General features: G+C 61.7%; 10 protein-coding genes and 1 pseudogene. 5 read left to right on the top strand and 6 right to left on the bottom strand.

What is annotated here, in order from left to right; all coding sequences use genetic code 11:
• Positions 1–645: 645 nt before the first annotated feature.
• Positions 646–1,602: pseudogene (locus tag ACQ7HM_RS12040) on the top strand (IS481 family transposase); the annotation flags it as partial.
• On the opposite strand, the gene ACQ7HM_RS12035 reads toward ACQ7HM_RS12040, so the two are convergent.
• The 6 genes from ACQ7HM_RS12035 to ACQ7HM_RS12010 all read right to left on the bottom strand — a co-directional run bounded on the left by ACQ7HM_RS12035 (position 1,599) and on the right by ACQ7HM_RS12010 (position 7,861).
• Entirely contained in the window at positions 1,599–2,348 is a 750-nt protein-coding gene (locus ACQ7HM_RS12035; RefSeq protein WP_434216519.1) for a TetR/AcrR family transcriptional regulator, read from the bottom strand. The pseudogene ACQ7HM_RS12040 and the gene ACQ7HM_RS12035 sit on opposite strands and share 4 nt — an antisense overlap.
• A gap of 51 nt (positions 2,349–2,399) precedes the next feature.
• Entirely contained in the window at positions 2,400–3,314 is a 915-nt protein-coding gene (locus ACQ7HM_RS12030) for an alpha/beta fold hydrolase (RefSeq protein WP_434216518.1), read from the bottom strand.
• Complete coding sequence (locus ACQ7HM_RS12025; protein ID WP_434216517.1) at positions 3,304–4,374, bottom strand: 2Fe-2S iron-sulfur cluster-binding protein; 1,071 nt, start codon at positions 4,372–4,374, stop codon at positions 3,304–3,306. The genes ACQ7HM_RS12030 and ACQ7HM_RS12025 overlap by 11 nt, the downstream gene beginning before the upstream one ends.
• A complete protein-coding gene (locus ACQ7HM_RS12020) occupies positions 4,371–5,237 on the bottom strand; it encodes an SDR family NAD(P)-dependent oxidoreductase (protein WP_434216516.1) in 867 nt (288 codons plus the stop codon). The genes ACQ7HM_RS12025 and ACQ7HM_RS12020 overlap by 4 nt, the downstream gene beginning before the upstream one ends.
• A 40-nt stretch (positions 5,238–5,277) precedes the next feature.
• A complete protein-coding gene (locus tag ACQ7HM_RS12015) occupies positions 5,278–6,795 on the bottom strand; it encodes a flavin-containing monooxygenase (RefSeq protein WP_434216515.1) in 1,518 nt (505 codons plus the stop codon).
• A gap of 97 nt (positions 6,796–6,892) precedes the next feature.
• Positions 6,893–7,861: an AurF N-oxygenase family protein gene (locus tag ACQ7HM_RS12010; protein ID WP_434216514.1), complete on the bottom strand. Its 969-nt coding sequence runs from the start codon at positions 7,859–7,861 to the stop codon at positions 6,893–6,895.
• A 128-nt stretch (positions 7,862–7,989) separates the two neighbouring features.
• Here ACQ7HM_RS12010 and ACQ7HM_RS12005 point away from each other — a divergent pair, with 128 nt between their 5' ends.
• The 4 genes from ACQ7HM_RS12005 (at position 7,990) to ACQ7HM_RS11990 (ending at position 15,004) form a co-directional block, all read left to right on the top strand.
• Positions 7,990–8,331, top strand: a complete 342-nt coding sequence (locus ACQ7HM_RS12005; protein WP_434216513.1) for a DUF4873 domain-containing protein — start codon at positions 7,990–7,992, stop codon at positions 8,329–8,331.
• A 125-nt stretch (positions 8,332–8,456) separates the two neighbouring features.
• Positions 8,457–11,516, top strand: coding sequence for an RND family transporter (locus ACQ7HM_RS12000; RefSeq protein WP_434216512.1), 3,060 nt, complete (start codon positions 8,457–8,459; stop codon positions 11,514–11,516).
• Between the two features lie 526 nt (positions 11,517–12,042).
• The gene (locus tag ACQ7HM_RS11995; protein ID WP_434216511.1) at positions 12,043–12,672 is read left to right on the top strand and encodes a mycothiol-dependent nitroreductase Rv2466c family protein; all 630 of its coding nucleotides are present in this window, start codon (positions 12,043–12,045) and stop codon (positions 12,670–12,672) included.
• Between the two features lie 169 nt (positions 12,673–12,841).
• Positions 12,842–15,004, top strand: coding sequence for an MMPL family transporter (locus ACQ7HM_RS11990; protein ID WP_434216510.1), 2,163 nt, complete (start codon positions 12,842–12,844; stop codon positions 15,002–15,004).
• Positions 15,005–15,018 lie beyond the last annotated feature (14 nt).

Below are 15,018 nucleotides of genomic sequence, written 5' to 3'. Positions count from 1 at the left end.
CAGGGTCGACAAGCTGCCGACCGCGCGTCCCACGTATCGATTGGAAATTCACTTCTCCTACCACCCAGAACCACGACTCTTCGAATGCGTTCCTGACAGTATCAGGTACTTCCAGTACGCATAAGGCTTTTCGTCGTCTGATCACGGAACTAGGCTCGTCGATTCGCTGAGATGTGGGAACCGCCTACGCCGCCACCGGACCACGCCTGTTCACCACGTTCGGCATCTATGCTTGCCACCATCACTGTTGGGCTCGGGCTTTAGCAGCGAGTGAGCAATCGCCACGAACCTCGACTGAGACGGGCGATGGATCGACCCACACGAGGCGACCATCCAGGCAGTCGCGATACCTCGGTCGACACCGGCGGGGTGACCTAGGATCTGGCATGCTCCCCCGCCGCGGTTGGTTCTGAAGCCGGAACCCCGGAAGCGGGACGCGGCTAGGGCCGACGACAGCCGACAGAGACAGTCCGACCGACGCCCGATGGCTGAGTGCGTCTAGATGTGATGTCCAGGGACGTTGCCTTGGGGTGAGGTGAATTCGACCTGTTTTGAGACAGGCGAGGGCCCTGGTTGTGAAGTGGAGCTGTCTAGGAACCGCTTCACACAACACCGAAGGCCTTCGCGTCCCACGTGAGGGCCGCAATGACGCCACGCGCTCGGCTTCGTCTTGCCCGCCTAGTAGTCGATGTCGGTGGACCTACGCCGCTGCGGCGGCGAAGTTCATGGTCTCCGCGCGAAACGCAGCGAGATGGGCGCAGCGATATCACAGCGGGGGGCCCGCGGGATTGGCTGATCGGTCCTCGCGACCGCACCACAGCCCGACAAGACCCCGCCACCGACGATGCGGGCGATTGTTGCGCTGCGGTGGCGGCATCGGTACGGGCCAGTGCAGATCGGCGGGCAGCTCGGTGTGCCGGCATCAACGGTCCACGCCGCGTTGGTGCGATGCAGGATCAATCGGCTCACCCACGTCGACCGTGTGACCGGCGAACCGATCCGACGGTACGAACACGACCATCCCGTCTCTATGATCCACGTTGATGTCACCAAATTCGGCAACATCCCCGACGGTGGCGGATAGCGTTTCGTCGGTAAGCACAAGGCGACCGCAACCGGTCAGCGACCGTCGCACCGCGCAGCAAACACCCCGGCCCGCTGATCGGAACAGCGTTCGTACACGTGATCGACGATCACTCGCGGGTCGCTTACGCCGAGATCTGTGACGACGAAACGGCGGTGAGCGCTCCCGGTGTGCTGCGGCGAGCTGTCGACTGGTTTGCCGAACGCGGTGTCACCGTCGAGCGAGTGCTCTCCGACAACGGGGCGGCCTACAAATCCCACACCTGGACCAACACCTGCACGGAACTGGGAATCACGGTGAAAAAGACCCGCCCCTACCGGCCGCAAACCAACGGCAAGATCGAACGGTTCCACCGGACACTGGCAGAGGGCTGGGCCAACCACACCCACTACACATCAGAAGCAGAACGCCGGCAGGCCCTGCCCGGCTGGATCCACTTCTACAATCACCATCGAGCCCACTCCGCAACCGGAGGCCAGCCACCAGTCACCCCACTGACCAACCTCCCTGGACATCACAACTGGATGATCGTCATAAATTCAGGATCGCCGATCGACAGATGCCGCTCGAAGACCACGCCCATTTGCTGCGCGGTGGCGTCGATGATCCCCCAGGTCGTGGCCTGCAGATGGGTGGCAAACGTCACGTCATCGACACCGTTCTCGCGCCCCCCGTCAATCCACCACTCCGTCGCGGAGAGACCTGACCCGAGTATCGACGCGACGGCCAGCGGAATAGCGGTCAGGTCGGCGTCGATTCCTCGAAGGTTCTCCGCAAACTGGTCTGCGACGACCTCCATGACCGACCTGATCTCATCCGCGGCACTACCGTCCCCGGCAACTGAATACTGGAACATCCGATGGCTGATGAGAAAGCGGACCACCGAAGGGTTTTTACCAACTAGTCCAACGTAGGAACGAATCAACGACCCGATCATGTCGTCGACGGTCAAGTCGCTGCCACCGTCCCGAATGGTAACTTCGGCCGATTCCCATATCATCGCGCCGAACTTGGATCCGACCGAGCGGTAAAGGCCCGCCTTATCGCCGAAATGCCGGTACAGCTTCGGTTTCGACACCCCTGCCTCGGCAGCGATGTCGTCCATGCTCACACCTTCGCCGCACCGCTCGATTGCACGCACAGCAGCGTCGGCCAGTTCCGCTCTCACGACCACTCTGTGGTCGTCCCAGCGGGTGCTCCGTGCATCGAACACGCGGCGCTGTACCTGCTGAGGCGTGGATGAGATCCGACGAACGACTGACATTTGGCAAGACTCTACCAGCGAGACAACACGCGAGAGATCGCCGCCGCGCGCCTAGTCGCTGACGGCGGAGTTCAACCGACTCACTGCCCCGTTGAACGCCTGCGGGGCCTCGAAGTTGATCATGTGACCGACGTGCGGAATGGTCACCGCCTCATGCAACCAGCCATGCTGTTCCAGCCGTTTTACGATTTCGGCGGAATGGGCCTGTGGGGTGAGCTTGTCCGCATCGCCGACGGCGACCGTTGTCGGCACCGACAAGGCATTCAGACCAGCACCGACGTCTATGGTGGCGAGAACGCCGCCCCAGCCGGCTCGTACTGACGGAGGGCACTGCAGAAGGATCTCGCAACACTCGGCAACTACGTCGGGTTGGGCATGTCTACCCATGGTTCCGTACTTTACGAACCGGCGGGTGAGTGCGGTGTTGGGCATCTCCGGGCCGGCCACCGCCAGACTGGCACCGAAGACGCGTTCGAGACGTGCGCGCACCGGCGGGCGCGATCCGATCAGCGTCGACTTGCTGACAAGTTCCGACGGACCGGTGCTCGCCAGCACAGCGCCACGCACGAGCTCCTTAACCGAGTCGGGATGGCCGTCGGCCCACGCCATCACCGACATCCCACCCATGCTGTGCCCCACCACGAGGGCTTTGCGTGGCACCGTCACCACCGCTCGCAGGACGGCCTCCAGGTCATCACCGAGCGCCGCGGGGGCGAACGCAGTGCGCCCGCGATCGCTCGCGCCATGTCCGCGCTGGTCGTAGACGACTACGCGGTTCGACTCGGCAAAGTGCTCGATCTGCGGACGCCAGAACCGACCCTGACAAGCCCACCCGTGACTGAAAACCAAGAGCGGGGCGTCTGGTCCGAGTCCGAACTCTTCGACGGATAACCGCGTCCCATCCTTCGACAGGACCTCTCTGATCCGCCGGGTTTTGGACGCGGCCAACTGGATGTCAGAGGCCATCAAAACTCACCGTAACCGCGTCGGTCAACGGAAGTGCTTGACACGCAAGACGCTCACCGTCCTGCACATCCTCGTCGACGAGGATGTTGTTCTGGACCATATCGATCTCACCGTCGACCAATCTGCACACGCACGCACTGCACGCACCTTCACGGCACGAATAAGGCGCGTTGTGCCCCTGCGACAGGAGCACATCGAGTAGAGGTGTGTTTCGCGGCCACTCTACGGATATGCAGTCTCCGTTCAGGTACACGGTTGCGGTAGCGACACCGTCATCGTCGCTAAGTCGCCGCAGCGTCGCCGTGTCGAATGGATCACCCGACAAAGACTGGAATACCTCACGATGGACGTTCGAATGGTCCACACCGCACTCGACCGTGGCCCGCTCTACGAGGTCCATGAACGGCGCGGGGCCGCACATGAAAATCTCGGCGCCCCTGTGATCCCGCAGGATTTCCGCAACAGCTTGCGCGGTCGGGATACCGCGCTCCGACTCGAGCCAGCTGACCATAGAAAACCGTTCAGGAAACTCCACCGCGATCTGCTCAAGTTGGCTTCCGTACATTACCGACTCGAGGTCGCGATTCGCGTAAAACAGTACCACTTCACCAGCGCCGGCAATCAGCGCCGATTTCACCAACGAGAGAACCGGCGTGATTCCGCTGCCACCTGCGAAGAACGCCATATCCACGTCCAGATTCTTCGCAGTGAATTGTCCAGACGGCGCTAGGACTGTCATCCGCATACCCACCGTCGCGTTGTCACACAACCAATTCGACGCGTAGCCGTCGCGGGTACGCTTGACGCCGATCTCGAGACGGAAATCATCGACATACGGCGAGCTGCTCAACGAGTAACACCGAGCGACTTGATCGCTCCGGTCTGAGGGGATCTTCAAGGTTACGAACTGACCCGGCGCGTATTTGAAGTCATCGACAATCTCGTCTGGGACGTCGAACGAGATGGTCACCGAGTCGCTAGTTTCCTGAACGACGTCGACCACGGTGAGTTCCCGAGCTCGCGATCGTGCCACCATAGGCGCGTCCTGTTCCAGCGTCATTTGATGAGTCCCCGCCTACGGGCAACGGCGTATCCCGCACGCGTCAGGGGCGCTGCGATATCTTGGTAACGAGGTCCGACAACGCGTGCGACGAAATCGAATCCACGGGCGTCGGCGCCGATCAGAACACGGGCTCGCTTCTTGTCCACACCCTTGAGGATGGTCGACGCAGCCTTCTCCGGCGTGCTCCGAGCAATCTTTTGGAACATCGACGCGATGGTTGTGGTGTCGCCCATCTCGGAAACGCCACGAGCGTTGTTCACGATGTTGGTCTTGACGCCGCCCGGGTGAACGCAGGTAACAACCACGGGATGGCGACTTATCTTCATCTCTTGACGCAAAGCTTCGGTGAATCCTCGAACACCGAACTTAGCGGCGTTATACGCGCTCTGGCTCGGAATCCCGATCAAACCGAAGACACTCGAGGTGTTGATCAGATGCCCGTCACCCGAGGCGATCAGATGTGGCAGGAACGACTTTGTTCCATTAACGACGCCGCCGAAGTTAATCCCCATGAGCCAGTCGAAATCAGCCCACGACATGTCGACAACATCCGCACCGAGGGCGACTCCGGCATTGTTGAACACCAAGTTGACCTGACCGAACGATGACTGCACCGCGTCGGCGTAATCGCCGAACGCATCGCGGTCCGCAACATCGAGAACTGAGGCCTCGACTGTGGCGCCGTACTTGGTCCGGCAGATGTCGGCGGTTTCTTTGAGATGCATCTCGTCGATATCGGATAGGGCTAGCGACGCCCCTCGTTCGGCCAACTGCATCGCCAACGATCTACCGATTCCCGAAGCGGCACCGGTGATCACGGCGACCCTCGAAGCGTAGTCACCTGACGTCGAAATAGTCACTTTACAAACCCACTCTGCGATGATTGAAAATGTTCACTGTCTAGGCAATTTCGTACTCGGCGGCGTTAAAATCCTTCGTGGCGCGCCAGTACTGCCAAGTGAAACCGGGCCAGACTGTTCGATTCACACCCAGCGAGTCCAGGTACCAGCTCGTGCATCCACCGTTGGTCCAGACCCCGTTGGCCAACTTGCTTTGGATGTCGTCGTTGAACTTCCCCTGAACGGCCGACCGTACGTCGATACGCTGTGCGTCTTTGCTGTCGACCGCGTCGATCACTTTCAAGATGTACTTGATCTGCTGTTCGATCATGAAAACGACGGAGTTGTGTCCCAATCCGGTGTTCGGCCCGAGGAGAAAGAACAGATTGGGAAAGCCCTCGGTGGTGATACCGAGATGGGTGTTGATGCCCGTCTCGCGCCAGTGCGATGGAAGATCCTCACCGCGGGCACCCTTGAGCGCCAACGAATCGAAGCCATCGGTGACGTGGAAACCCGTCGCGTAGATGATCACATCGACCGGGTAAGACTTGCCATCAGACGTGACGATGGAGTCCTCTGTCACCTCTGCGATCCGGTCGGTGACGACCGTCGTGTTCGGCGCTGCAAGAGCCGGGTAGTAGTCGTTCGATCCGAGGATTCTCTTGCAGCCGATGCGGTACGAGGGGGTCAGCTTCTCGCGGAGAACCGGATCACTGATGGAACGCTTGATGTTCCACTTGGCGACCTTCTCGATGGGACGCATCATGTTGGAATGGCCGTTGAGTCCGAATGCCAGGCTCTCGGCACCCCAATAGACCGACCAGCGAGCGAGCCGACGCGTAAGCGGAACCTTGCTGAGAACTGTGCGGATTCCGGCGGGAACCGCGAAGTTCTTCCGCGGAAGCACCCACGCTGGTGAACGCTGGAACACCGTGAGTTCGCCCGCCTCTTTCTGCACGAATGGAAGAAACTGAATTGCGCTTGCTCCGGTACCCAGCACAGCCACCCGCTTACCTGCGAGCTCCACTGAGTGATCCCACTGAGCGGAATGAAACGCCTGACCCGTGAACTTCTCGATTCCAGGAAGGTCGGGATAGTTCGGGATGTGCAATGCGCCGACGCCTGACACCACATACTGAGCGATGTATTCGCGGCCGGCCTCGGTTCGCACATGCCACCGCGACTCGGGTTCGCTCCAGTACCCCGACACCAGCTTCTGACCGAAGTGGATCTTCTGCGTAACCCCGCGCTTGTCGGAGACCTCCTGTAGATATCTCTCGATCTCGGGCTGTGACGACCACACCTTCGACCAGCTACCCCGGCTCTCGAAAGAGTACGAGTACATCAGAGATGGGACATCGCATGCGCATCCCGGATAGGTGTTGTCTCGCCAGGTACCGCCCACGGATTCAGCTTTTTCCAGAACGAGGAAGTCGTTGATCCCTTTACGGCGCAACTGCACCGCCATCCCGAGTCCTGAGAATCCGCTGCCGATGATCAATACTTTGGTTGTGATCGGCTCGTTGGACTTGGGCGTCTTAGCGGAGCGTGGTGACCGCTTCGTGGTGGATGACGTCATGGATGATGCTCCTAAATGAAAGAGTGTTGGCGATGCAGTTGGGTCGAGCGAGTTGGGGGCGTCGAAGCCGCCGCTCACATTGATTGAGAACGGTCGGTCACCGAAGATCGTCGGGAAGGCTTCGCGTCAGACGCCACATCGCCATGGTGAACTTGCCCTCCATCATCCCGGCTTCGTGGAAGAACCGGATCATCGGCTCCGACATGAACTGAATGTTGACTCGGTAGTGCGGGCTGGTCTGCTGTGCGAACAAGCCGCGCAGACGGCCGATTCCAACGGCCGGATAAACGTTGGGGTTGATCAGCAGCGGGTATGCGAGGTTGGCAATCACCGCCAGCACTCCGCGGTGCCACGCGCGCGAGATTTTACCGCGACGCTGCATTCCCTCGACCATATCCAGGCGCGCAAAGGTGATGTGTCGAGCTTCTTCGAGGACGTGGATTTTCATGAGCTGGCGCAACTGCGGCTGCATCTCGGGGTCGCTCATGGCCTCGCGTTGTGCGCGATCGAGGATCTCCTCGATCAGCAGCGTCGCGCCCGAGACCGATGGACCGAGGGGCACGAAGTGCAGCATCTTGGCGACGCTCAAGAAGCCCTTGGGTAGACGGTAGGGCTCGATGCCCATCTTGTTGATCAGACGCGCAAACATGATCGAATGTCGCGACTCGTCGCCGATCTCGGTCAACGAGTAGAGCGATCGCTCGTCAGTAATCGCCCCCTTGGCAGTGGTTCGCAACAGCGCGGAACTCAGCAAGTTCTCGGCGTAGATCCCAAAGCTGAGGATGCTCGCGATCTCGTGTCGGCCGAGTTCGAACTTCTGCTCGTCTGTCATCTTGCTCCACAGCTTGGATCCGTAGAGCGACACCCGATGCTCAGGCAGGAAGCGCTTGCCCTCTTCCCACGGCGATTCCCAGTCGATGTCGATCTCGGCGTCGTAGAACTTCTCGGCAGACGAGCGGAGTAGACGGCCGGCCGAGCGCTGCATGTCGACCGGCTTCCGTCCGTTGACACGCGCTAGGCCTTCGGTGGAAACAGTGGTCTTGGTCTCGACATCTTGAATGGTCATCTGACGCCTCCTTGTTGATCGGGTGGGGTGTGGTCCCGTTAGGTACCTGTTACTCCAGGTACCCGGTACTGATAGTATTCTCACCTACGACCGAATTTGTCAACGGCGATGTACGAAAGTGAGACCCAATGTCAGACGACCACGATCTCGACTACACCGGCGAAGCCGTGCTGATCTGCCGAGGAAAAGAGATTCCTGTCGCTCTCAAAATCAAGGGCTATTTCCAGCCGCTCAACGGCCTGTACACCTGGTACGGCCGGATCGAGAAGAACGACGCGCTCGATGCGGTACTGGAGGGCAAGCGGACAGTGGCGGTGGTGTCGACGCCCGAGGGACGCGCCGAATGCGTCGTGGGAGACGTCGACTTCTGGGGCCGCTACCGAGTGAGCGGCAAGAGCCGCCCGCCGTACCACGTACCGAGCACTCTAGAAGAAGTGGAAGCGATCGCCGAGAGCGAACACCACAGCTGATCTGCCAGCAGACGGTTGTTTCGGGGTGACTTCACGCTCTCCTCAATTGGCCCGTCGCATTTCACCGCACCGATGCATGACCAATCGTTCGAGAGGAAGTAAGACACGTGCGTAGCGCGTCGACCGTGGACAGCGGTCCGTCCCCGAAACCACCGTCGAAGAAGGCTGCGGCGAACGGCGAGTACAGCGCCCTGCTGGAGAAGTTGGCCTGGCTCGTCTTGCGCCGCAAGGGTTTCGTGGCATTGGTGTGGATCATCATCGCCGGCGGGCTTGCGCTGTTGTTTCCACAGCTCGAGTCGGTGATCAGAGACCAGTCCGTGGACCCGATCCCAGCCAGTGTCCCATCGTTTCAGACGCTCGACCGAATGGGAACCGCGTTCAACGAGCGCGGTGCGAAGACCACCGTCTTCGTGGCCATGGAGAACAAGGGTGGACTGAACGCCGAGACCCGTGCCAAGTACGGCGAACTGGTCGCCGCGCTGAGCGCTGATAGTCAGCACGTCATCGCGGTGCGTGACCTTCTCGGTGACCAGCTCACCGAGAGTCAGGCGCTGAGCAGTGACAAGAAGGCGTGGTATTTGCCGGTTTCGCTGGAGGGCACCCTCGGTGGTCCGGAGGCCGCCGCCGCCGTCGATTCGGTTCGCGAGATCGCGGACCGAATATTCCAGGGCTCGGGAACAACTGTGCGGATCACCGGCCCGCCCGCCACGTTCAGCGATCAGCTCGAGGTGGGCGAGTCGGATCTGCTCGTGATCACCCTCGCGACCGTTCTCATGATCGCGGCGATCCTGTTCATCGTGTATCGATCGCTGTTCACTGCCCTGATGCCGCTACTGGTGGTGGGCATGAGCCTGGCGGTTGGTCGTGGAGTCCTGTCCGGACTGGGTGAGATCGGCATGCCCGTATCGCAGTTCACCTCGATGTTCATGACCGTGATCATCTTCGGCGCCGGCGTGGACTACTCCGTTTTCCTAATAAGCAGGTATCACGAGGCCATCCGCTCCGGAAGTACGCCAGATGTCGCGATTGCGCACGCCAACGGGACAATCGGACGCGTGGTGTTGGCGTCGGCGGCGACTGTCGCCCTCGCCTTCCTGTCGATGGCATTCGCAAAGCTCAGCGTGTTTCGAACGCTGGGACCGGCGTGCGCCATCGCCATCGCCATCGGTTTCCTGGCAACGGTCACGCTGTTGCCGGCGGTGCTTTCGTTTGCTGCGAAACACGGTGCGGGGCTTCCGCGCAGGGACTTGACGCGGCGATACTGGCATCGCGTCGGGGCTTTCGTGGTCCGGCGACCGGTGCAACTTCTCGCTGTCAGCATCGTCGTTCTGATCGGCCTCAGTCTCATCGCCGCGACGATGAGGATTACGTACGACGATCGCGAGGGACAACCCTCCTCCACCGAGAGCAACGAAGGATACGCCCTTCTTAACCGACACTTTCCCGAAGACACGATCATCTCGGAGTTCTTGGTCGTGGAGTCCAAGAAGGACATGCGGACGGCGCAAGGCCTCGCGGATCTCGACCAGATGGCATCGCGGGTCGCGCAGACACCGGGTGTCACTCGCGTGGTCGGCGTTACACGTCCGACCGGTGAGAGACTCCGACAGGCACAGTTGTCGTGGCAGAACGATCAGATCGGCAGCAAGATCACCGAGCAAACGGGAGACGCGCAAGCACGCAAGGGCGACCTGAACCTCCTCCAGACCGGGTCCTCGCAACTCGCAGGTGGCCTCGCACTTCTGCGGGATCAGATCACCACCAACCTCGCACCACTCGGAGGTCTGCTCGGGCAGGCTTCGGCCGCAGGCGGTCAACTCAGTCAGTACCGGCCGTTGGTGGACGAACTCGCAAGCGCGGCGCCGGCTCTCGATCAGTTCTCGCAACAGGCGCCACAGCTGGCGAGACTGGCTCGGCAGGCTCAGTCGGCGGCGGATACCGTTGCTCCCGCGCTAAACGCGCTCGACGCCCCGTGGTGCAAGCAGATCCCACAATGCTCCGACCTCCGCACACAGACCGCTGACATCCGCTCGCTCGCCGAGAACCAGTCGCTCACTCGCTTCGCGGACTTCGCTACGAGCCTTGGTGGGATCCGCGCGCCGGGGGCGGCGGATGTCGCGCAGTTGCAGGACTCGTTGAATGTTCTCGACTCCGCCTTGCAGATAATCAACGGACAAGACCTCAGTAGCCGACTGTCCCAACTGCAGACGGGGGTCGGCGCACTCGCCGACGGAGCTCGTCAGTTGTCTGGCGGTGTGACCGCATTGGTGGACAGCAATGTACAGCTGCTCGCAGGACTGTCGCAGGTGGCCGCCCAACTCCGGGCACCTGAGAAGGCAGTCGGCAGCTCCGATTCCGCCACCGGATTCTATCTTCCGGCCGACGCTCTCAAGGATCAGACTTTTCGTCAGTTGGCCAAGCAGTTTATCTCACCGGACGGCAAGATGGTCCGCTTCGCAGTGCAGACTGCATACGACCCGTATTCGGCTGATGCAATTGATTTGGCCAACAAGCTCGATGACGTCGCCGAAAGCGCCATGCCGAACACTACTCTTCAAGGCGATCGCGCTTCCGTGGCCGGGTTTCCAGCCATTAACGCAGACGTGCAGGACCTGCTGTCTTATGACTTCAAGTTGTTGGGTATCGCCACTCTGCTAATCGTCCTACTAATCCTGGTACTCCTACTGAGGGCGATCGTCGCACCGATATATCTGCTGGCAACTGTGGTCCTCAACTACCTCGCCGCGCTGGGTATGGGTGTCTTTGTCCTACAACACCTCCTGGGCAACGGCATTTCGTGGCCAGTACCCCTGGTGTCGTTCATCGTTCTCGTAGCCGTGGGCGCGGACTACAACATGTTGCTGGTGTCGCGGCTGAGAGAGGAGACCACCGTTACTGGAAGACTGGGCGTCTTGAGAACCGTTGCTCGTACCGGATCGGTCATAACTTCGGCGGGATTGATCTTCGCGGCGAGTATGTTCGGGTTGGCTTTCGGCTCAATTGATGTCATGGTCCAGATCGGTTTCGTCGTCGCTGCTGGTCTTCTGCTCGATACGTTCGTGGTTCGAACGCTGGTCGTGCCAGCACTGGCAGTTCTTCTAGGGGCGGCCAGCTGGTGGCCGGGAACTATCTACTCTGCATCCGTCGCGCCCGAGCACATGCCGAACCTAGCTAAGAACCGCTGAGTTCGGGCGCTTCGCCAGTCGCTGCTGTTACGGGGGTCGGCGGGTACGATTCGATCGAAAGTAGGACGACCACCCTCCCGGTTTTGTTCGTAAAGATTAGCCACGGCACTGGTGAAGAACCCACACCGTCCGCGGCGGCGATGGCTCCACCTTCAGCGTGGATACACCCCTCGGTCTCGGCTCGGAGCAATCTCAAAGTGATCGTAGGTGGGTTGAAGGACGCCAAATCGTGAAGCGCTCGACTCCGATAGTCACCACCGCGGTCACAACGACGCGTCCAGGCAGAACCATCTCAGCGGCGGCCCTTGTCACTGCGACGATGGGCCGCGCTACACGAGACATGCAGCAGGAACCAATTTCCTGATCCGCCACACCGTGTATGCGGGTAGATGCAGCCCCGGCGGGCGGGCAACCCGATGACGGCCACTCGATGCTGACTAAGTACTTACCCCGCGGGACGCGGCAGATCGCACCTCGAATCGTGAGATTGTTCCACCTGGCGAATGGTTGGTGAGAGACATACCCCATGGGGTATATTGGGCCTATGGAATTACGCGTCGATTGCTACGTGGATCCGGCCTGCCCGTTCGCATGGGCGACGTCGCGGTGGCTCACCGACGTCGCTGAACAGCGCGAGGACGTGACGTTGACACTTCGGCAGATGAGCTTGGCAACGCTGAACGCGGACGTGATTGCGCGCGGCGAGATGGACCCGTCGATGGCGCATCACATGGACACGTCGCGGACAGGTGGGCGCCTGCTGGCCTCGGTCGACCCATCGCACTTCGCCGAGATGTATGCCGCGTTGGGTCGTCGCGTCCACCTCGAGCACCTGGACATCACTGCCGATGTCGCACGGGATGCGCTCACCGAATGTGGTCTCGACCCCGGCCAGGCTGCTGCCATTGACGACCCGACGCTCGACGAGCGCGTCGAGGCTGCCCACGCCCACGCTGTGCGCATCTACTGCGAGTCCTCGGGGACGCCGATCGTCGCGATCGATGGCCGTGCGTTCTTCGGCCCGGTGATCACCGAGATCCCCACCGGTACCGCCGCCACCGAACTGTTCGACGCGGTCGTCGTCCTCGCCCACTCGTCGGCGTTCGCGCAGATGCAGCGCCCCCGGTCAGGGCCTCCGACCCTGACGAAAGGCTGAGCCGGATGTGTCACGCAGTGACCTGCCGCATCTGCGGCAAGACCACCTGGGCCGGGTGCGGCCGCCACGTCGCCGATGTCAAACGTCGAGTGCCGGAAACGAACTGGTGCGCCGGACACCCTGACCAACCCGCCCGCTCGATCTTCTCTCGACTGACAGGACGCAACCGATGACCAGAACCGACACAGCCCGCGACGCGTCCGACTCGACGTCCGAACGGGACTCCCGTCCGGGCCTGCTGGGCCGCATCGGCGGATGGGGCACCGACCATCGCCGGATCCTGTTCGGGACGTGGCTCGCCGCGATCATCGTCCTCGGAGCGTTCGCGCCCTCGGTGTTCTCGTCGCTGGCCGGCGCGGGATGGCAGGCCAACGGGTCGGAATCAGTCCAGGTCCGCGACCTCGCCCAACAGCACTTCGGCGGCAACGCCTCCTCGGCGGTGCAGGTTGTCGTCCACTCCGACACGGCGACCGTCACCGACCCGTCGATGCGGGCGGTGTTCGACCAGATCGGCCGCGATCTGTCCGCCGACCCGCGATTCGGTGAGATCGTCGCACCGCAGCCGGGCATGACGATCAGCCGCGACGGACACACCGGCATCCTCATCGCCGGCGCGAACGCATCAACCGACGAGATGGTCGCCGCAGTCGACGACCACAAATCGGAGTTGACGGCCCTGTCGCGCGACGGCATCGAGGTCTATCCCACCGGGGCGTCAGCGTTGTGGGCCGACTTCAACAAGGCCAACCACGACGCGATGATCAAAGCCGAACTGTTCTCCTGGCCGGTCACCCTTGCGATCATGGTCCTCGCCTTCGGATCACTGGTCGCCGCCGGCTTACCGCTTCTGCTGACCGTTGCCGGTTTGGTGGCATCGGCAGGCGGCCTGGTCCTGCTGAACCAGATCACCCCGATCTCGGTGTGGGCCATGAACTTCGCCATGATGTTCGCCCTCGCACTCGGTATCGACTACGCCCTGTTCATCGTGTCCCGATTCCGGGATGCGTTGAGCAAGAGCGGCGACCGCCGCCGTGCGGTCATCGAGACGATGGACACCGCGGGAAAAGCTGTGTTCCTGTCCGGACTGACGGTTCTGGTGAGCCTGTCAGCAGTCCTGTTGGTCCCGGCTCCGGCGGTGCGCACCATGGCGGTCGGGATCATGCTGGCCGTCGTCTTCGTCCTGGCGGCGACCCTCACACTGTTGCCCACCGTCCTCGGCGCGCTCGGCCCCAAGGTCAACGCCGTCGCACTGCCCTATGCGAAACGGCAGGAACATCGCTCACCGGTGTTTCACCGGTGGGGCACGCTGCTGCACAAGCACCCATGGCCGTTCGCCGTCGTGTCACTCGGCATCCTGGTGCTGCTCGCGCTACCGGTGTTCGGACTCAAGATCGCGATGCCATCGATCTCGGTGGTGCCGCAGGACTCGGCTGTTCGGCAGGGCTACGCCCTCGTCCAGGAGCAGTTCGGTCCCGGCGCTCCCGGAGCGCTGCAGGTCGTCGTTCCTCAGGCCGACGCTGCCGCGACCGCATCCACCGCTGCATCGAGTCCAGGCATCGCGATGGTGACCCCACCGCAGCCGGCCCGTGACGGATCCGACTACGCACTGCTACAGGCAATTCCGTCGGTCGACCCGTCTGATCCGCAGATGGGGTCGATCCTCGACACCCTGCGTGATCGGGTTCCCGCCGACGCACTGGTCGGCGGGGCGCCGGCGGAGAACCTCGACCTACAGAAGGCGTTGAACGACTACCTGCCGATCATCGTCGGGGTCATCCTCGCCCTGGGATTCCTGCTGCTGCTCATCGCGTTGCAGGCGCCGATCATCGCCCTGCTGGGCACAATCGTCAGCCTGCTCTCCACCGGGGCCGCGTTCGGAGTTGCCAAGCTGATCTTCCAAGACGGTCACGGCGCATCGCTGCTCGGCTTCACCCCGCAGGGATTCCTCGACGGGTGGGGGCCGGTGTTCTTCTTCGCCATGATCTTCGCGATCGCAATGGACTACACCGTGTTCCTGCTGGCGACCGCGAAGGAACACTACGAGAAGACCGGCGACCCCCACACCGCGCAGATCGACGGGATGGCCCATTCCGGACGGGTCATCTTCGCCGCCGCGGCGGTGATGGTCGCGGTCTTCTTCAGCTTCGCACTCGCCGATCCACTCCCCCCGAAGGAGATGGGGATCATCCTGGGAGTCGCAGTCCTGCTCGACGCAGTGCTCATCCGACTGATCCTGCTGCCGGTGTTGCTGCGCATCACCGGACACGCCGGATGGTGGTCACCCGCCTGGCTCCGTAAGGCGCTACCCGCAATTCGTTTTTCCCACAACTGAATCACCCCACACCT

Source organism: Williamsia sp. MIQD14 (assembly GCF_051025635.1).
Lineage (GTDB): Bacteria > Actinomycetota > Actinomycetes > Mycobacteriales > Mycobacteriaceae > Williamsia_A.
The sequence above is the reverse complement of the archived record's forward strand: the minus strand, read 5'-3'. Positions and strand labels throughout refer to the sequence as shown.

What these genes read in the sequence shown, in the direction of transcription:
- ACQ7HM_RS12035 (WP_434216519.1), bottom strand. Translation starts at nt 2,348, where the DNA reads ATGTCAGTCGTTCGTCGGATCTCATCCACGCCTCAGCAGGTACAGCGC.
- ACQ7HM_RS12030 (WP_434216518.1), bottom strand. Translation starts at nt 3,314, where the DNA reads ATGGCCTCTGACATCCAGTTGGCCGCGTCCAAAACCCGGCGGATCAGA.
- ACQ7HM_RS12025 (WP_434216517.1), bottom strand. Translation starts at nt 4,374, where the DNA reads ATGACGCTGGAACAGGACGCGCCTATGGTGGCACGATCGCGAGCTCGG.
- ACQ7HM_RS12015 (WP_434216515.1), bottom strand. Translation starts at nt 6,795, where the DNA reads ATGACGTCATCCACCACGAAGCGGTCACCACGCTCCGCTAAGACGCCC.
- ACQ7HM_RS12010 (WP_434216514.1), bottom strand. Translation starts at nt 7,861, where the DNA reads ATGACCATTCAAGATGTCGAGACCAAGACCACTGTTTCCACCGAAGGC.
- ACQ7HM_RS12005 (WP_434216513.1), top strand. Translation starts at nt 7,990, where the DNA reads ATGTCAGACGACCACGATCTCGACTACACCGGCGAAGCCGTGCTGATC.
- ACQ7HM_RS11995 (WP_434216511.1), top strand. Translation starts at nt 12,043, where the DNA reads ATGGGGTATATTGGGCCTATGGAATTACGCGTCGATTGCTACGTGGAT.
- ACQ7HM_RS11990 (WP_434216510.1), top strand. Translation starts at nt 12,842, where the DNA reads ATGACCAGAACCGACACAGCCCGCGACGCGTCCGACTCGACGTCCGAA.